Genomic DNA, 17959 nt, shown 5'->3' on the forward strand with positions numbered 1-17959 from the left:
AATGTTTACTGATATCAGAAACGAGGTGCGGTCAACTGTTGAGGGGGGTGAAAAATATAGCGTTATAGCTAAACAGTCCGGCATATCACCCACAACCCTCAGTCAGTTTATTAACGGTTCGTATGCTGGGGATAATCAGCGTGTTGCGGATAAATTGGCGGTTTGGCTGGCGGATAGACGCACAGCAGGCAGTCTGAGAGTAGCACCGAATTTTGTTAGAACGCCAACCAGTAAAAAAATTTTCAGCGCACTGGATTACGCAAAAATCTCTGGGGTTTTTGTGGTTATCTACGGTAACAGCGGGGTTGGAAAAACGAACGCAATCACTGAATACGCAAAAAAACCGAACACGTGGTTGATTACCGCGCGCCCATCGTCATCTCGGCTGCTTGAGTGTCTGAGCGACATTGCGTACGCGCTCGAACTGGATTACGCGCCCAAACGTGTTGGCGCACTCAGTAGTCACATTTGCCGAAAATTACGAGGCACTCAGGGGCTGCTAATTGTTGACGAAGCTGACCACCTGCCCTACGACGTTTTGGAGGAAATTCGGCTAATTCAGGAAATGACAGGCGTCGGAGTTGTGCTCTGCGGTAATCACCAGATTTATTCAAAATTGTCAGGGGGAGGTACACGTAAAACTGATTTTGCACGACTGTTTTCGCGTATCGCAAAAAAATTAGCGATTCTCAACGTTACTGCCGATGATATCGACGCTATCGCCGACGCGTGGGGTATTGACGGCGAACGTGAGCGCAAATTGGTGCACGAATTAGGGCGACGAGCAGGGGCGTTACGTATTATTAAAACAACCCTCTCACTAGCTGCAATACTGGCAAATAGTAGCAATTCAGCTATTAACGAGGCGCACATTAGTGCGGCAATTAGGGATTTAGAGGGGGTTTAATCATGAGTTCAAATAACGAAATAGCATCAACAATGAGCACCGTTTCTCAGGTGGTGTCTCAGCTCACCGGTGACGGTTTTTTGGTTAACAGGGTGATTGTTGGTAATGCTCAGCGCCCCACTATTTTTTTATTTGTTAATGACAGGTGTCGGGCGCTGATTAGTTCAGGTCGGGCACACTATCGGTATATAGGGAATCACTGCCGGATTAAACAGGGTGCGTTCGAGTTCGGTGGTTGTTGTGTTGTTTGGTCTGAGAATTTAATTAATTAGGAGGTCATTATGTTTGGAGCTAATGGGGGCTGGCGTCAGTATACCGCCGGTGAAATTGCCGCGGCGTTAATCGACGTTTCGGCGGTTGCGTTAAAAATGACGCGAGAGGGGTTTGCGATTCAAAAAATCAGTGTTACTCAGGGCGGCTGCGCACCAGAGATTCAACTATTTAACAATGACGCGTGTCAGCAATTGTTGCGGACAGGTGTTGCGAGTTTGGGGTGGGCTGACAGTGATGGTTTGCATCGTAACGGTTTTTTTTATCAGCACGGTTGTAGATTTGTGTGGAGCGAGAGGTGATTATGAGGATTTTGACCAGAATTGACCGCCGAATGGGTGTGATTAGCGTTACGTTAACTCGTGATGCTGTTGGCGACGGATTTGATGTTCGGGTGGTTGGTGAGTTATTTGATGCGGCGAGCGAAACAGAGGTGACCCAAATAAAGCTCTGTATAGAAAACGCTCTAACTAAATTTAGTCAGGAATGTCTCAACACTGACAATCACAGTACTACACATTAATCAAATTGAGGAGTGATGAATATGAATAACGAAAACGAATTTTATAAACAGTACACTAGCGAACAGGTGGTTGCAGGCTACTGGCGAGACGCGAGAGGTACCCTAGTCCCAGAATCAATGATTAGAGGGATTGACAGGGAGCGCGAGCAGGTTGTGGCTGAAATTATTGAGCACGCAAAAATGCTTAACAGGGAGTTGTCACTTTTCAAGGGGAAAATTTTGGGGGACATTGAGGCTTTTGTTGAGTTATCTGCCGAGCAGTATAATGTTCACGTTGGAGGTGCTCGGGGCAACGTGACGCTATTTAGTTTTGACGGTAGATACAAAGTTCAGCGCGCAGTTTACGATTGCGTTGCACCTGACGAGCGCGTTTTGGCTGCAAAACAGCTGATTATTGATTGCGTTAATAGCTGGGCTGAAAACGCCAGACCTGAGCTAAAAACCGTGGTGAGTAGAGCGTTTGCCACTGATAAAAACGGCAGTTTGAGATTGGGTCGATTACTGGAATTACGACGACTGGATATTCAGGACGAACGCTGGTGTCGCGCAATGGTCGCGCTGGACGTGTCGTTGCAGGTTGTGGGTAATCGCACCTACATTCGAATCTACGAACGAGTCGGAGATAGCGACGAATATCGCCCGCTATCGTTAGGTGTTTCGGGGGTTTGACGTGACTAAAAATCAATTAATTCAGTTGATTCACATAGCCCAGTCCCAGTTGGGACTGGACGACGAGACGTATCGCGCCCTGCTCGTTACTGAGACTCAAAAACGCTCGTGCGCTAAAATGGCAAAATCCGAACTGGAACGTGTTTATGAGGCACTGAAAACTCGCGGGTTTAAATATACAGGTGTGAAAAAACGACATCCTGCGCCAGCTGTCAGGGTGTCTGACAGGCGGGGTGATATAAAAAAAATTCGCGGGATTTGGATTACTATGGGGCATCAGGGATTTATTTCCGATTCCCGAGATGCTGCGCTCGATGTGTTTGTCGAGCGTATGACCAGAAAATTTACGGGCGGATTGGGCATTAAAAATCACGCGTGGCTGGATCCCAATTTGGCGGCGCATGTTTTGGAATCGCTAAAAAAATGGCATGTACGTGAAATTGTTGAGCAGTTATCACTGGTTAGCGGGGTGCGGTATAATAACGGTGTTTTATATCTGCCAGACAACACCTCGTACAATGGGTACGACAAAATCACTCAGCTATACGAGGCAGTAATTAATCAGAAATACAGGAGGGGCAAATGAAGTTAGGACGCTGCCCAATCTGTCACTCCGACCTGCATCTAGATGCCCTCATTGAGGACGCGGCGGGTCGTGAGGTGCTGGCCATGCTGCTCAAATTCACACACAGCTGCGCCCGCCCTCTCGTCGCCTATCTCGGGCTATTTCGCCCTGCCAAATCTAACCTGAGTAATTCCCGAACGGCAAAATTAATGCGCGAGGTGTTAGACCAGTTTAAACCGAGTCGGCATCTCGCACACGCACTCAGTGAGACGGTTAGACAGATTCAAAAAAAACGTGCCGGTAGCGGTGACGTTAAACCGCTATCGAATCACAATTATCTAAAAACGGTATACGATTCAACTAGCAATTTATTTTTGTACTCAGAGGCTGGTGGGGAGGTCGCCCCCGTCAAGGAGAGCGACGAGGTTTATTTTGAACAAATGTACCGTGCCGGTGCCGATTTTTCCAAAATTCAGGTTGCCGGTGCGCAGGAGTGGTTGGCAAACAGGAGACGAAAAAATGACGGACAGAACTAATAATTTGCAATTGTTCGATGACGACCACGCGGAATTTGGTGCAATGCTCGATACGCTGGACGGTATACCCGACGTTGTGGCACTCAGAAAAAACTGGCCTAAATTGTTGTCAGAATTTGTGGATTTATTCTATTCTGAGCTTCGCAGGCAGGGGCTGCCTGAGGCACAGGCTATCGTGGCAGCGCCAAAATTGGCTGGCGTTCTGGGTAATTATTTTGGCGGTCGTGTTTGTTATATCCCCAGTGGTGAGCGATTACAACAGGCAATTCGGGATAATCGGATTTTTTTGGATTATCAGGTTGGTAACGGTGATATTATTCCACTGGCCAAAAAATACCGGTTAACAGACAGTCACATTTATTCTATTATACGTGAGCAGTTGGCGCTGCACAGACGACGAAATCAGCCTGACATGTTCGAAAAATCTTAGATCCGCCACAAACCCAATCAATCCCCACATCAACTACCCTATCAATATCAATCATTGATAGGGTAAAAAATGAAACAACAACAATTATCATCCCATTTTAAACGTAGTGAGTTTGTATGTTGCTGCGGGTGCAGCGGGTTCCTGTGCGCATACGAGTTAATAGATGTTCTGGAAAACGTCCGCACGCATTTTAATTCACCCGTTGTTATTAATAGCGGTTTTCGTTGTGTTCAGCACAATAAAAACGTCGGGGGTCAACCGAATAGCCGGCACCTGCGTGGTGACGCGGCAGATATAACAGTCAGGGGTGTTGCACCAAAATTGGTCGCCGATTATCTGGAGTCACAGTACCCAGACAAATACGGTATTGGACGTTATCGTACGTTTACGCACGTTGACGTGCGCCCTACTCTCAGTCGTTGGGGTCGCAATTGATGGTTGAATCAGCGTACACAATTGCTGAGTACACAAAAATGTACCCAATATTGCGCAACCCTCGATTTTTGGCGGTATTCGAATTTGCTCGCGAGTCCGCCATGAGCCGTGCGTTACACGGCGAGGACTGTCGGAACGTGCCACTATATAGCCACGACGCTACCTATCAATCGGTTTTTACCCGTGGGTGGCGTAGCGTGAGTGCGCAGGACGTCAGGCTACAACGAGCGTTAAATGAGGTCAAAAAATGAAAAAAATTCTCGAATTAATCACGAATCCGGCAACGGGTCGTTTGTCGTCGTCAGACTGTGCTGTGTGTCTGGCGTTCGTGGTGTCAACAATTGTTGTCCTGTGGCAGGCTGTCAACTATCAACCCAACGAGTTACTACTGGGTGCGTATCTGGCGGCATGGGTTACGCAGTCACAGACGAGTAAACGTGCTGCAATAAAACGGGATTTCCGCAATGGACGAGGTGAAAATGGGTATTTTGATTAGCGCGCTGAGAAAAATTTCGCCCTCTCTATTTGTTATCGCTCTCCTGTCGCTCATCAGTTTCTACTGGATGCAGCGGAGTGTGAATTTGGAAAACGAATTAGCGCAAATGTCTGAGCGTCACACTACTGAGCGACTGGTCGCGGCTAACGCATATAACGCCGAATTGCAACGGCAGGCTGCGCTCAATGACGAATTGACGAGGCAGTTAATTGATCGGCAAAATCAGATTACAACACAGTTACTGCAATTGGGGAGTTCAATAGATGGTGCGATTAAAAACGACGGCAATATTTATAGCGGCATTGGCGCTGACAGCCTGTGCGTCTACAGACGGGCCTACGGTTACAGTTGCAAATAGCCAGCCACCAACATCGGCGCTGGTATTGCCGGTTAAACCAGCACCACCAATAAACGGTCAGCCGGCGGAGCTGCTGAGGTTTGCAACGCAATATGGCGCATACTGTCAGCGGTTGGAAAGTAATATAAAAACGATTGCAGAATGGAGTGAAAACAATGGATTTAGTGGACAGCGGCAGTAAAACTGAACAACTGTTGAGGGATATTGAAATTAATAATTGTATTAACAAAACGCTACCACAGCGTATTGGTGATAATTGCGTTGATTGTGACGAGCCTATACCGTCTGAGCGATTGAACGCGGGCGGCCACATCGTTCGCTGTATTGATTGTCAGCATACACATGAGTTACTGAAAAAACAGGGGCGGTTATGATCGATTTTTTTCGTCAACATTGGTCAACGCTCAGCTCGGTAGGTGCGTTTGCGTTGTCGTTTTTAGTGATGTTTTTAGCGACAAAATTCGCAAAACGTGAAGAGCTGAACGCTATTGTTAGCGATGTATCAAAACTAAAAAAAGATGTCTCCACTATTCAGGGGCGGCTTGAGTCATTGCCAACTAAGGATGATATCCATAAATTAAATCTTGAAATTTCAGGGTTGCGTGGTGATATTAAAGAAATAAAGCCTGAATTAGCAGGAGTCAAACGGATAAGTAATCTTTTATTAGAAAACGAATTAAAGGAAGGTAAAAAATGAGCCTTAGACAGCTACTGGATGCTGACCGACGACTCGTAATTTTACGGGCATTGTGCGATTGTGGAGGCTCTGCAAACGAATCCGTGTTGCAGACATGTCTAGACCAGTACGGGCACCGCGTTAGTCGAGATTTGGTGCGCTTGTATATGGGTTGGCTGGCGGAGCAAAATCTCATACGACTGCAGGATATTGTTGGTTGTCTCGTTGCTGAAATTACCGGACGGGGTACAGACGTAGCGACGGGTCGAGCAACAGCTGTTGGCGTAAAAAAACCGCGAGCTAGTGATTATGACTAAAACTACACGCGGGCGACCATCAAAAATAGATTTGTTGCCACAGCATATTAGGGATGAGCTGCACAAATTATTGCGTGACAGGGGTTTGACGCAGCAGGATATTCGTGCCGCCGTTAATGAGTTAATAGATGAGCACGGATTGAGCGCCGACATGAGACTCTCCCGCACCGGACTGAATCGCTACGCAACCAGAATGGAGGAGATGGGTGCAAAAATCCGACAATCGCGAGAGGTGGCCGAGGCGTGGACAGCCAAATTAGGGGACGCTCCTACGTCTGACGTAGGGAAACTACTGCAGGAAATTGTCAGGACATTGGCGTTTGAAACATCAATGCACATGAGTGAATCGGATAAAGCAGCGGAGCCTAAAGCGCTCGCGCAAATGGCGCTTGCGATTCAACGAGTCGAGCAAGCGGCAATGGCAAGTCACAAACGAGAGCGGGAAATTAGAGAGGCATTTGCCGCAGAGGTTGCCGAATCGACTGAGCACGCAGTTAGATCCGCCGGTATGAGCGCAGAAACAGCACAAAGTATTAAGCAGATGATTTTAGGTATTGCGTAATGAGTGAGTTTAGGACTGATTTAACCGATATTTCAGCCTCCGTTAACGCTATTTTAAATAGTGAGTTTAGCCCTGAGGATGTGCTGCTCGGTTATCAAAAGCGCTGGATTGCTGATGATTCGATTTTAAAGGTCGCTGAAAAGTCTCGGCGAACAGGTCTTACATGGGCAGAGGCTTGCGATGCAACATTGACGGGCGCAATGAGTCGTGATGCTGGTGGACGCAACACGTTCTATGTCGGCTCATCAAAAGATATGGCGCGCGAGTTTATTGATGCGTGCGCAATGTGGGCGAGGGCGTTTAATTATGCTGTTAGTGAAATTGTTGAAGAAGAGCTGATTATAGAGAATGAGCGCACTGATATTTTAACGTTTGTTATCTATTTTGCGTCAGGTTTTAAAATTCAAGCCTTATCATCCAATCCCAAAAATCTGCGTGGGATGCAAGGTAATGTTGTTATCGATGAAGCCGCATTCCACGAGTATCTGCCGGAACTGCTAAAGGCAGGCATGGCGCTCACCATGTGGGGTGCAAAAGTTCGCATTATCTCCACTCACAATGGAACGGAAAATGATTTTAATGAGCTGATTCAGGAAATCAGGAAGGGCGTCCGCAAAGGCTCGGTGCACACAATTACACTTGATAGTGCATGCAAGGATGGGCTTTATCGCCGAATTTGTCAGATCAATCATGCTCGGTGGTCACAGGCAAAGGAAGATGAATGGAAAACCGATTTATTAAAAGGTTGCTTTACTGAAGATGACGCGCTTGAAGAGTATTCTTGTGTGCCAAAAAATGGCGCAGGTGCATACATTCCGCGCGTACTTATTGATAACGCGGCTCGCGCTGAGCATAGCGTTATACGTTATGAGATGCCTGAGGGGCATATGCTTTGGACAGAGCCGGCGCGAACAACGGAAGTGATAACTTTCTTCAATGAAAAAATTAAGCCGCTGCTTGATGAGCTCGATAAAAATGTTCGACACGCGTACGGGCAGGACTTTGCGCGAAGCGGTGACCGTTCAACAATTGCAATCGAAAGCATCGAGCAAAATACAGCTCGTAAGATGCGATTAACAATAGAGCTGCATGACGTGCCGTACAATCAGCAGCGTGAGCTTGCTTTTTTAATTATCAATAGCACGCCGCGGATAACCGGCATTGCGATAGATGCAACCGGTAACGGCGGGTACCTCGGCGAAGCATTGCTGCTGCAATACGGTCAATCCATGGTTGATGCTGTGCACACTACGGAGAATTTTTATCGGGAATGGTCACCGAAATATAAATCGCTCTACGAGTCAGGCTATATCGAAATACCCAAAGACGAGGACATTATTGTTGATCAGCGGCACCTGAAGATAATTCAGGGTGTACCAAAAATTGATAAGTCACGGGATAAGGGTCGTGACGGCAAAAAGCGGCATGGTGATAGCTGTGTTGCCTACATTATGGCTGTTCGCGCAAGTTACTTGGAGGGTTTTGTCGCTGAGTTTATTGCGTTGCCTAATAAGCACGAAAAGCACAATTATGATGAAGATGATGACTATGGAAAATATGAAAGAGGATGCTGGTAATGAATGAGATGATAAAGGTGATGAAAAGCGATTTACCGTCCCAGCAACAAACAAAAAGCGATGCGCGTATTATTCAGATTCAACAGCGATTTAGTGAGCACCCGTCCAGCGGACTAACGCCATTTCAGGCGGCGGTGATTCTGAAAGAAGCCGAACAAGGCAACATTATGGCGCAGTGCGCGCTGGCAGAAGATATGGAAGAAAAAGACACGCATATCCTGTCTGAATTAGCCAAACGCCGTCGAGCTGTGCAGCGATTAAGTTTTAGTGTTGTGCCACCGCTGAACCCGTCCAAAGAAGAGCAGCGCGATACTGACATGCTGAATGAAGTCCTTGACTCGTTCACGTGGCTTGACGATTTCATCTTTGACGGCACTGACGCCATTTTGAAGGGGGTTAGCTGTCAGGAGTTCACGGGCTGGGAACGTGCTGATGATTTAGTTGTGCCGTCCGGCATTGAGTGGATTGACCCGAGCACATTTCAAGTTAACCCTAATAATCGTAACGAGTTACGACTATCAGACGGCAGTTACGAAGGTGTTGGGTTGCAACCGTTTAACTGGGTTAAACATATTTCACGTTCAAAAAGTGGTTATCTGGCGCGCACAGGGCTTGTGCGTACGCTAATATGGCCGTTCATCTTTAAAAATTATTCAGTTCGTGATCTGGCGGAGTTTCTTGAAATCTATGGCATACCGATTCGGCTCGGCAGTTATCCGAGCGGCGCAACTGAAGATGAAAAGAAAACGCTATTAAAGGCAGTGATGTCAATCGGGCATAATGCGGGTGGCATTATACCAAACGGCATGGCTATCGATTTTCAATCGGCAGCCAGCGGCACGTCAGATCCGTTTTTAGCTATGAATAATCTTATGGAGCGAGCGCAATCTAAAGCGATTTTAGGCGGTACGCTGACCAGTCAGGCGGACGGAGCGACCAGCACCAACGCGCTCGGCAATGTGCATAATGAGGTGCGCGTTGAGGTTTGTTATAGTGATGCCAAACAATTAGCGGCGACAATTACCCGTGATTTAATTTTACCCCTTTACAGCTTGAACGGTGTGTCATTCTCGAGCCCTCGCCGTCACCCTCGTTTTGAGTTTGATATTACGCAGGCTGAGGATATTGCAGCATATGCGACCGCCCTTCCCGCGCTGGTTGGTCTGGGTATGAGGATACCGCGCTCGTGGGCGCACGATAAATTGCAAATACCAGAGGCGAGAGCTGGCGAGGAGATGTTGCAATCGATCCAATCTGCACCCTCAGCATTTTTGAACGCCAATCACAGCAACGGAATCGCTGCATTAAATGCCGAGCATCAACCTGCTGACCCGTTAGGTGCAGCCCCTGCTGCTATTAACGGCGACGAGTGGCGACAGGCTGTCGACCCTATTTTGCAGCCAATCGTAGATATTATTATGCAAAACGATTTGGCGACAGCTAAATCCCAAATCGAAGCGCTCTACAGTAATTTGGATGACGAGCAGCTACAGGATATTATCGCCAGAGGGGTTTTTGTTGCTCAGATGTGGGGGCGACTGAATGCCTGATATCGATTTAGGTTATGCCATGAAATTGGAGCCCAAATTAGCTGTCGACTATTTTCGCAGTAAAGGGTACCAAATCTCGTGGAATTGGCAGGAGATGTCAATGCAGGCGCACTCTCAGGCATTTACAGTCGCCAAGGCGACCTCGCTGGATGTATTGGAGTCGGTTCGTTTGGAACTCGACAGAGCGTTAGCAACAGGAACAACTGAGCATGAGTTCAAAAAAAATCTAAGGCCGGTTTTAGAAAAGCTCGGCTGGTGGGGAAAAAAAATTGATATTAATAACGAGGTGCAGCTCGGCAGTCCGCGGCGTCTGAGTGTTATTTATCGCACTAACCTCGCCACTGCATATCAGGCTGGGCGTTATCAGCAACAGCTAGCTAGTAGCGAGACGCATCCGTACTGGCAGTATGTTGCAACAATGGACAGCCAAACACGGACAGCTCATGCTGCGTTGCATTTGCGGGTATTTCGATACGACGACCCAATCTGGCAAAAATTATACCCGCCCAACGGCTGGGGGTGTCGTTGCCGTGTTCGTGCATTAACTCGGGCGCAGGTGGAGCGTGAGGGTTTGATTATTGAATCTAGCGCAGGAAAATTGGACACGTACAACGTAAATTCAGGTGTTGATGACGCAACTGGCGAGATTTACCAGTCAGAGGTTACGGAATTTAAATCGGGTGGTCAGACAACTAGAACTGATGCCGGATGGTCGGGTAATGTTGGTAGCGCCGCAATGGGTTCGGATGTCAACATTGCCAAAAAGCTCGCAATATTACGCAATAGAAAATTGCGCCAGCAGGTCATTCAATCATTAAATAATGCGCCTGCTCGTCGTGACGCGTTTGCGCAGTGGGTTGGCAATATTTTAACGACGAGGCGAGCGGGTAATGCGCTGCAACCGCTCGGTTTTATGACCGACGATGTAGCTGAGCGGGTTAGAGCGATATCGGGCGTTGAGCCGGCTAGATTGTTTGTGATGAGTGAAAAAAACGTACTACATGCTGATAGTATGAAACACCGGAAAACAGGTGTCGGATTGACACTGCGGGATTATCAGTCATTGCCCGAGTTAATTAATAACCCTCAGGCTGTTTTGTGGGATGTGAAAAAAAATAATCTACTATATATATCACGTGGAGACGGTCTAATGAAGATAGTCATTAATGCGCCGTACAAATTGAGGGGGCAGCAGGACGTCCTAGATGTAATTATCAACGCCTACAGGGTTAACCTTACTGATTTGAGGCGAGGTATTGCTGGCGGTTTGTATCAGATCCTGAGCGGGAGTGTTTAAAAAACGCCTCCGTCAAAAAAATGGAATAAAATACTGAACAGAGGCGCACTGTGGTGGGAGTCGAACCCACATAAACGTGTGACGCTATGCGTTTACGCCGAATTACCGTTATTCGTACACAGATGATGACTAATATAAAACGAAATCAGATAATATGCAAATTGATTATAAATTTAGTGACGAGGCGATACAGGCTAGCATAAAACGTCTGCAGGGGCTCGGGGCAGACATGACGCCAATTACCCGAGGAGTGGCAGCTGTTCTGGCTAGTGAGGCTGAGGCCTCATTTCAGCACGAGCAGGATCCAACCACGGGGCAAAAATGGCGTCCCCTCACCCCTCAATATGCCGAAAAATTGGCGGCACGAGGATTGACTGGGAAAATGCTCAATCGCACCATGGGCGGGCTCGCAACCTCGTTGACCACGGATTTCGATGCTGTTAGTGCCGTTATCGGTTCAAATAAAATTTATGCGGCAATTCACCTATTGGGAGGTACCCCTGACATGCCGGCCGCTCCTGCAGCTGTTCCTGCGCGCCCGTACATGGGGTTGCCTCAATACGGCATCAGGGATATTATCGATATAATTAATACAACGCTCTCTAACGCAATCAACACCAAAACGTGAGCGTAGATATTCCCCAAATTATTTAAACGTTTTTGGTGTTTTTTAAACGGGTTTTAAATTAGGTTTGTACCCTCTATCTCTGCAATATCCCCCTCTCCTATATATTGTCTGTTAAAAAATATTTGAAACACCACAAATCCAAAAAAAAATCACACCCGCTATTCTGGCGTTATGAAAACGAAAAATAACCAAACAAAAAATAGCGTTGCCATTTTATCGGCAGACCTAAATTTATCGTCAGATAACGACGGCTGGTATCAACTGCTGCCAGCTGGAAAATTCAGGGCTCGTGACGGCAGACCGTTTGACGTACCTGACGGACACTGGTATCTGGATGAGGCTGTGGCAGCAGCGTTTATTCAGAAAACAATTGTTGAGAGCAACAACAAACCAATTTTAATTGATTACGACCATTTAACGCTGCATAGGCAGGAACACGGGCAGAAGACGCCTGCTGCTGGGTGGATTGCGCACCCGTCCGACGACGTAAAATGGCGCTCTGACGGTATTTATATACGCCCACACTGGACACCAATTGCCAGAGCTGAGATTGATAATCGAGAATTTAACGAGTTGTCGGCTGTATTTGAATACGATAGGGAGACGGGGCAACCAATATATTTGAGAATGGCGGCAATCACAAACGATCCGGGCCTGCTCGGTATCCAATCGCTGGCCGCACTCACTGCTGAATTTATTAATAATGACCAACTGGAGGGGGATGTAATGAATGAATTGTTAAAAACAATTCTGCAATCGCTAGGCGTGATTTCGTCAGACAACGATATTGATATCACTGCCGATAATGTTCAGCGCTATGCGGAACAGGCCGTTGAGGCTATTGCTAATTTGAAAACGACGGCTGAGGCGGCTGTAAATATTAAGGAGGTGGTCGATACGACAGAGGGCTCTAGTACAATCGCCGAGCGGGCACAGGATATTGTAGCGGAGAACGCTGACGAAATCGCCGAAACTGAAAAACTGATTGCGGAGGCGGAATTGTCCAGTATTGACCTGAGCAAATATGTGCCGGCACCAACGTACCGAGCTGCAATGCGCCAGCTGGCCGCATTGAGCGCAAATAACGCTCAGCTATCAGCGGAGCAGTTAATTAATAACGCACGCAATCAGGGAAAAATTCTGGCTAGCGAGGTGCCCTACTATCATGGAGTGGCTCGCCAGCAGGGTATAGCTGCGCTCAGCGCACTGATTGACGGACGCCGCCCTCTAGCTGCACTAACCGCGCGTCAAACCAGCACAGTCGCGGTACGTAAATCAAATTCGCAGGCGGAATTGACAGCGTCTGATTTGCAGGTGATTGCGGCGACTGGGGTCAATCGGGACGATTATTTGAAAACCAAACAGGAGATGATTAATGGAGATTAACCCGCAAAATTTGCGTTCAATTTATACAGCTGTTAATACCGCATTTAATAGTGGTCGGGGCTCGTATCAGCAATTGTATCAACAAATAGCGACCGTTGTGCCGTCAAATAATCTGACCGAGGATTACAGTTGGATCGGTGAATTTGCTCGATTTAGAGAGTGGGTTGGTGAGCGTGACGTAAAAAAAATGTCGGCCAACCGGTACACATTAACTAATATTAAATTTGAGGCGACCGAAGGGATTCCGGCTGAATACGTTGAGGACGATAACTACGGGTTATTAATGCCCAAATTTCAGGACATGGGATATGCAGCCGCAACACATCCGGACGAGCTGACGTTCGGATTAATCAGTCAGGGTTTTGAGCGACAATGTTACGATGGGCAGAATTTTTTTGATGCAGAACACCCCGTCGGTGATGCGAGCGTATCGAATATGCAGGCTGGTAGCGGGGCACCGTGGTTTTTACTCGATACACGCCGACCACTAAAACCGCTAATTTTTCAGAATCGACGTGAATATCGTCTGCAACAAAAAAATGACCCCGCAACCAGTGATAGGGTTTTTATGACCGATGAGCTGCTCTATGGTGTTGACGCTCGTGTTGCGGCGGGGTTTGGTTTTTGGCAGCAGGCATTTGGTTCAAAGGCTGAGCTAGTTGAGGATAATTTTAACGACGCGATTGCAGCGATGATGGGGTTCAAATCTGAGCAGGGGCGAAAACTGGGTATTAATCCTAATCTATTAGTTGTTGGCCCTAAAAATCGTGCTGCAGCCAAACGAGTAGTGGATGCTGAAAATAAAGTTCACGGTGAAAGCAACATCAACTATCGAGCTGTCGACGTGTTGGTTGTGCCGTGGCTGGATTAGGAGGTTTTTAATGAGAAGCATAAGCAGTGTTGTAGGTATTAAGGTTGTTAATACTCGTCATGACGGCTATCGACGTGCGGGGCTAACCCTCAGTCGAGGTGAAAATAAATTTACGAATTTGACGGTTGAGCAGATTAATGCGTTGCAAACAGATTCTGCACTGACCGTAACAATTATTGAGGGGGGAGATATTAATGAAATATTTGATGATGCTGGTCGCCCTGCTACTGACGCTACTGGTAATTCAACAGGTCTGGAATCGCGTGGTGCCAGCGGAAAAACTACGGGTGCGACTGAGGATTCAGGAGGCGCTGACGAGGACGATGTTGAGACTCCGTCAATTCCTCAACCGCATATTGAACTATCTCAGGCGGTTGTGGTAGCCCTAGCAGAAGGCGATTCGCTGGTGTATTTCAATCGGGACGGGTCACCGCGAATTGCAAAATGGCGTGAGGTGACCGGTAACAATGAGTTAGAAAGGGACGCGGTGGTCGAGGCGATCGAAAACGCAAAATCTGGAGAATAAAACGATGTACGCAACAGCGCAGGATATGTATAACCGATACAGCAAAACAGTTATTAACCAGCTGGCTGACAATAAAATTGATATTGATGCCGAAACTGGTGAGCTATCAAAGGCTCGTGAACAAATCATTAACAATGCAATTCTGGACGCGTCAGCTGCGATTGACGGATATATTAGTGGGCGAGTTACGCTACCTATTGACAAAATCCCCGCTGTATTAGTCCGCGCTGCGTGCGTACTGGCGTATTACAATCTGGCTGACAATGTTGCAACAGAGAAAGCTGAAAAGGACAAGGACGATATTGTTAGGTTTTTGGAGCGGGTGGCATCCGGTCAAATCAGTTTGGGGTTGTCGATTGATAACTCGAAATTGGATGAGGTTGGCGAGGTTGCAGTAATCACCAGCGCCGGCTCGGTCTGGGCTCGCGGTCGTTCGAGGGGGTTTATCTGATGAGGCAGCTCTCCCCTACTGCTGCGCTGGAGCGGGAGTTAATCGATTGTGTCAGAGAGCATTTTACCGGTGAAATAAAAACGGTTGAGGCGCTCGGTGGTGCGTGGACTGACGAGACACTGCGCACGTTGTTGAGGGTGGCACCTGCAATTTACGTCGCGTTTATCGGTAATTCCCAGAGCGATCTACGCGATTGCGTGCGTCAAACGTGGGCGTTATTCGTGTCAGTTAACGTGCTAAACGGGGTTCGAATTGAGCCTGAACGAGCCTTTTTAATTCACGACTATCTGATCAGGCTGCTCAATAATCGGCAATTCAATTGTGCTGCGCGTGCAATGCGGTTTGCTCAATCGGCGAATTTGTTCAGCGATTTATCAGCAAAACGGGGGTTATTCGTTTACGGCGTTTATTTCACGGTCGACGTGCCGCTGCCGTCAGATGACGAACACCATACAATCGACAATTTTGTTACCTATTATCACAAATTTATATCAGTAACCCCTAACTGGGAATCATTAAATACATTGCCACAGGACAATAATAATGACTGAATTTTTTATTAAACCCGTTAGCGGCGTCACAGTTCGTGACCCCGAGACATTAGATCCACTGGCTGAAAGCGGTGAATTAAAACCCAAAAATAGTTATTGGCTTCGCAGGTTGAACGATGGCGACATCGAAGTCGTTGAGCCAGCAAAGAAGAAAAATAGAGGAGCTGAATAATGGCAGTTTCATTTAATACAATACCCAACACGGTGCGTGTACCGCTGGCGTACGTTGAATTTGATAATTCGCAGGCGATTACAGGAACACCGGTTAAAAATAATAAAACGCTGGTGCTAGGTCTGCGTCTGCCAACAGGAAGTGTTGCTGCCGGTCAACCTGTTCGTATAACACGTAGTGAGCAGGCCGTGACGGCGTTTGGTCGGGGGTCGATGCTCTCTGAAATGCTGTGTGCGTTTTTGCGCGCAAATCCCTACAGCGATTTATACGCACTGGCGCTCGACGACGTTGCCGACCCAGTGTGTGCGACGGGGAAAATAACCGTTACTGGCACGTGTAGCGCTGCTGGACAAATTGCGCTACTAGTTGCCGGTGTGCGGGTTCCCGTGACCGCTCGTGCAAACGATACGTCCGCAACAATTGCAAATAAAATTGCTACAGCGGTTAACGCTAATGCCGCCCTGCCCGTTACAGCCAGTGTATCTGGCTCTGAGGTGACACTGACGTGCCGCTGGGGTGGTATCACGGGTAACGACGTGGATGTTCGTGTTAATTATTTTACAGGTGAAACGGTGCCGGCAGGAATTGCGGTTGACGTTTCAGGTATGGCTGGGGGTGTGGGTAATCCGGACGTATCGCAGGCTATTGCGGCGTTGGGTGACACGTGGTGGACAGATATTGTTAATCCGTTTACGGACACCAATAACCTGAATTTACTCAGTGAGGAGCTGCAATCGCGCTGGGGCGGTATTCGTCAAATTGACGGTCTGTGCTGGATTGCGTATCGTGGCACACACGCACAGGCCAGCACATTTGCGTTATCACGCAACGATTATCTGTTTACCTGTATACCGACCAATATATCGCCAGAGCCGCCGTATATCTGGGCGTCTGTTAACGCTGCGGTGTGTACGTATGCGCTAAATATAGATCCGGCACGACCTGTCCAAACACTGGAGTTGACGGGTATTAAACCGCCAGCGGTCGCCGATCGCTGGCAGTGGAACGAGCGAAACTTGCATTTATTTGACGGGCTGAGCGCGTATAACGTTAACGCCAACGGGGCTGTTCAGTTAGATCGGGTTATCACGACGTATCGCGTGAATAAATATAACGTCGAGGATTCGAGCTATCTGGATGTTGAGACTATTAAAACGTTGTCGTATATACGCTACGCAATACGGGCGCGCATCACGCAGCGTTTTCCACGTCATAAATTGGCTGACGACGGTACTCGGTTTGGTGTTGGTCAGGCGATGGTCACGCCGTCAGTTATCAGGGCTGAGCTAATTGCGCTATTCACCGAATTGGAATCAGCAGGATTGGTCGAAAATTTTGACGCGTATAAAAATTCATTGATTGTGGAGCGTGACGCTAACGACAGAAATCGAATTAACGTACTGAGCAATGACGATCTGGTTAATCAGTTCCGAATTTACGCACATTCAATTCAATTTTTACTGTAACTAGGGGGAATTATGCAATTTCAGGGTACCGCGGTTATTAGAATCAATGGCCGTGAAATTAAATCACTGACTGGTGCAACATTTACAACTGGTGGATTTACACGTCAACCGGTTAAGGGTGCGCGGGTATACGGTTTTAATCAGACACCGACAGAGGCAGTGGTCAATCTGACAATCCCCAATAGTGCGGACACCTCAGTTGACGAGCTGAATAACATAACTGACGCGACAATTACTATCACGCCTGACGCCGGCAGACAATGGTTAATGCCGAACGCGTGGTCGAACGGTAACGCCAGTATTAACAGTGAGGGGAATATCAGTTGTGGTTTTTCGTCGTGCGAGGCAAAGGAGATTTAAATGGAGATTGAATTAACGAGCGGCTTACAAATCGGAGATGAGCGTGTCACTACGTTAACGTTACGCAGATTAACTACGGGTGATCTGCTCGATAGTGAGATGGCTGCAGAACAGGTTAAGCTGACGCCACAGGGGCATCAGCTCATTGCGAGCGCTGCGGTTATGTCCGCCGAGTTGTACCGCCGTAGTGTTGCAAAAATTGGTGATTTAGATGGCCCGCTATCAATGGGCCAACTCAAATCGTTATCACTGACCGATTACAATTTGCTGAGAAACGCGTACGACGCACTCAATAATCCGGTTGTAGAGGTGGCTGAATATAGCGCTGAGGGGCGATAAGCTAATGCTCGTTCGCAGGCTCGAACGGGCAGCGCTCGCGC

The 17959-nt window shown here is 47.7% G+C and carries 28 protein-coding genes; all 28 read left to right on the forward strand.

Annotated features, from left to right (window positions below):
- Position 1: 1 nt before the first annotated feature.
- The 28 genes from ACGH6R_RS02360 to ACGH6R_RS02495 all read left to right on the forward strand — a co-directional run bounded on the left by ACGH6R_RS02360 (position 2) and on the right by ACGH6R_RS02495 (position 17918).
- Positions 2-907 carry an AAA family ATPase gene (locus ACGH6R_RS02360; RefSeq protein ID WP_411598775.1) on the forward strand — a complete coding sequence of 302 codons (906 nt, stop codon included), beginning with the start codon at positions 2-4 and terminating at the stop codon, positions 905-907.
- A 2-nt stretch (positions 908-909) separates the two neighbouring features.
- Positions 910-1179, forward strand: a complete 270-nt coding sequence (locus ACGH6R_RS02365; RefSeq protein ID WP_411598776.1) for a hypothetical protein — start codon at positions 910-912, stop codon at positions 1177-1179.
- A gap of 9 nt (positions 1180-1188) precedes the next feature.
- Positions 1189-1479, forward strand: a complete 291-nt coding sequence (locus ACGH6R_RS02370; protein WP_411598777.1) for a hypothetical protein — start codon at positions 1189-1191, stop codon at positions 1477-1479.
- 2 nt (positions 1480-1481) lie between these two features.
- On the forward strand, positions 1482-1700 hold the full coding sequence (locus ACGH6R_RS02375) for a hypothetical protein (RefSeq protein ID WP_411598778.1): 219 nt from the start codon (positions 1482-1484) through the stop codon (positions 1698-1700).
- A 21-nt stretch (positions 1701-1721) separates the two neighbouring features.
- Positions 1722-2369, forward strand: coding sequence for a DUF3164 family protein (locus ACGH6R_RS02380; RefSeq protein WP_411598779.1), 648 nt, complete (start codon positions 1722-1724; stop codon positions 2367-2369).
- Between the two features lies 1 nt (position 2370).
- Complete coding sequence (locus tag ACGH6R_RS02385; RefSeq protein ID WP_411598780.1) at positions 2371-2955, forward strand: gp16 family protein; 585 nt, start codon at positions 2371-2373, stop codon at positions 2953-2955.
- Positions 2952-3470, forward strand: a complete 519-nt coding sequence (locus tag ACGH6R_RS02390; RefSeq protein ID WP_411598781.1) for a hypothetical protein — start codon at positions 2952-2954, stop codon at positions 3468-3470. The genes ACGH6R_RS02385 and ACGH6R_RS02390 overlap by 4 nt, the downstream gene beginning before the upstream one ends.
- 43 nt (positions 3471-3513) lie before the next feature.
- On the forward strand, positions 3514-3900 hold the full coding sequence (locus tag ACGH6R_RS02395; protein ID WP_411598782.1) for a Mor transcription activator family protein: 387 nt from the start codon (positions 3514-3516) through the stop codon (positions 3898-3900).
- A gap of 69 nt (positions 3901-3969) precedes the next feature.
- Positions 3970-4335, forward strand: coding sequence for a D-Ala-D-Ala carboxypeptidase family metallohydrolase (locus ACGH6R_RS02400; RefSeq protein WP_411598783.1), 366 nt, complete (start codon positions 3970-3972; stop codon positions 4333-4335).
- Between the two features lie 234 nt (positions 4336-4569).
- Positions 4570-4770 carry a hypothetical protein gene (locus ACGH6R_RS02405; protein ID WP_411598784.1) on the forward strand — a complete coding sequence of 67 codons (201 nt, stop codon included), beginning with the start codon at positions 4570-4572 and terminating at the stop codon, positions 4768-4770.
- A 29-nt stretch (positions 4771-4799) separates the two neighbouring features.
- Positions 4800-5189, forward strand: a complete 390-nt coding sequence (locus ACGH6R_RS02410) for a hypothetical protein (RefSeq protein WP_411598785.1) — start codon at positions 4800-4802, stop codon at positions 5187-5189.
- 155 nt (positions 5190-5344) lie between these two features.
- On the forward strand, positions 5345-5563 hold the full coding sequence (locus ACGH6R_RS02415; protein WP_411598786.1) for a TraR/DksA C4-type zinc finger protein: 219 nt from the start codon (positions 5345-5347) through the stop codon (positions 5561-5563).
- Positions 5560-5886: a DUF2730 family protein gene (locus ACGH6R_RS02420; RefSeq protein WP_411598787.1), complete on the forward strand. Its 327-nt coding sequence runs from the start codon at positions 5560-5562 to the stop codon at positions 5884-5886. The genes ACGH6R_RS02415 and ACGH6R_RS02420 overlap by 4 nt, the downstream gene beginning before the upstream one ends.
- On the forward strand, positions 5883-6182 hold the full coding sequence (locus tag ACGH6R_RS02425; protein ID WP_411598788.1) for an ArsR family transcriptional regulator: 300 nt from the start codon (positions 5883-5885) through the stop codon (positions 6180-6182). The genes ACGH6R_RS02420 and ACGH6R_RS02425 overlap by 4 nt, the downstream gene beginning before the upstream one ends.
- Positions 6175-6744 (forward strand): DUF3486 family protein, encoded by a 570-nt coding sequence (locus ACGH6R_RS02430; protein ID WP_411598789.1) that lies wholly within the window; start codon positions 6175-6177, stop codon positions 6742-6744. Before ACGH6R_RS02425 ends, ACGH6R_RS02430 begins: the two co-directional genes overlap by 8 nt.
- Positions 6744-8321 (forward strand): terminase large subunit domain-containing protein, encoded by a 1578-nt coding sequence (locus ACGH6R_RS02435; protein ID WP_411598790.1) that lies wholly within the window; start codon positions 6744-6746, stop codon positions 8319-8321. The genes ACGH6R_RS02430 and ACGH6R_RS02435 overlap by 1 nt, the downstream gene beginning before the upstream one ends.
- Positions 8321-9871, forward strand: coding sequence for a DUF935 domain-containing protein (locus ACGH6R_RS02440; protein WP_411598791.1), 1551 nt, complete (start codon positions 8321-8323; stop codon positions 9869-9871). The genes ACGH6R_RS02435 and ACGH6R_RS02440 overlap by 1 nt, the downstream gene beginning before the upstream one ends.
- A complete protein-coding gene (locus tag ACGH6R_RS02445) occupies positions 9864-11168 on the forward strand; it encodes a phage minor head protein (RefSeq protein ID WP_411598792.1) in 1305 nt (434 codons plus the stop codon). The genes ACGH6R_RS02440 and ACGH6R_RS02445 overlap by 8 nt, the downstream gene beginning before the upstream one ends.
- 154 nt (positions 11169-11322) lie before the next feature.
- Complete coding sequence (locus ACGH6R_RS02450; protein WP_411598793.1) at positions 11323-11796, forward strand: phage virion morphogenesis protein; 474 nt, start codon at positions 11323-11325, stop codon at positions 11794-11796.
- Between the two features lie 171 nt (positions 11797-11967).
- The gene (locus ACGH6R_RS02455; RefSeq protein WP_411598794.1) at positions 11968-13182 is read left to right on the forward strand and encodes a phage protease; all 1215 of its coding nucleotides are present in this window, start codon (positions 11968-11970) and stop codon (positions 13180-13182) included.
- Entirely contained in the window at positions 13172-14053 is an 882-nt protein-coding gene (locus ACGH6R_RS02460; RefSeq protein ID WP_411598795.1) for a Mu-like prophage major head subunit gpT family protein, read from the forward strand. The genes ACGH6R_RS02455 and ACGH6R_RS02460 overlap by 11 nt, the downstream gene beginning before the upstream one ends.
- A 10-nt stretch (positions 14054-14063) precedes the next feature.
- Entirely contained in the window at positions 14064-14579 is a 516-nt protein-coding gene (locus ACGH6R_RS02465) for an HI1506-related protein (protein WP_411598796.1), read from the forward strand.
- A gap of 4 nt (positions 14580-14583) precedes the next feature.
- Positions 14584-15030: a gp436 family protein gene (locus ACGH6R_RS02470; RefSeq protein WP_411598797.1), complete on the forward strand. Its 447-nt coding sequence runs from the start codon at positions 14584-14586 to the stop codon at positions 15028-15030.
- Positions 15030-15581 (forward strand): phage protein Gp37, encoded by a 552-nt coding sequence (locus ACGH6R_RS02475; protein ID WP_411598798.1) that lies wholly within the window; start codon positions 15030-15032, stop codon positions 15579-15581. The genes ACGH6R_RS02470 and ACGH6R_RS02475 overlap by 1 nt, the downstream gene beginning before the upstream one ends.
- The gene (locus ACGH6R_RS02480) at positions 15574-15753 is read left to right on the forward strand and encodes a DUF2635 domain-containing protein (RefSeq protein WP_411598799.1); all 180 of its coding nucleotides are present in this window, start codon (positions 15574-15576) and stop codon (positions 15751-15753) included. The genes ACGH6R_RS02475 and ACGH6R_RS02480 overlap by 8 nt, the downstream gene beginning before the upstream one ends.
- On the forward strand, positions 15753-17219 hold the full coding sequence (locus ACGH6R_RS02485; RefSeq protein ID WP_411598800.1) for a phage tail sheath C-terminal domain-containing protein: 1467 nt from the start codon (positions 15753-15755) through the stop codon (positions 17217-17219). The genes ACGH6R_RS02480 and ACGH6R_RS02485 overlap by 1 nt, the downstream gene beginning before the upstream one ends.
- Positions 17220-17231: 12 nt before the next feature.
- Positions 17232-17579, forward strand: coding sequence for a phage tail tube protein (locus ACGH6R_RS02490; RefSeq protein WP_411598801.1), 348 nt, complete (start codon positions 17232-17234; stop codon positions 17577-17579).
- Positions 17580-17918: a phage tail assembly protein gene (locus ACGH6R_RS02495; protein WP_411598802.1), complete on the forward strand. Its 339-nt coding sequence runs from the start codon at positions 17580-17582 to the stop codon at positions 17916-17918. It abuts the gene before it with no gap.
- The last annotated feature ends 41 nt before the right edge of the window (positions 17919-17959 follow it).

Source organism: Gilliamella sp. CG13 (genome assembly GCF_046635805.1).
GTDB classification, from domain to species: Bacteria; Pseudomonadota; Gammaproteobacteria; order Enterobacterales; family Orbaceae; genus Gilliamella; species Gilliamella apicola_I.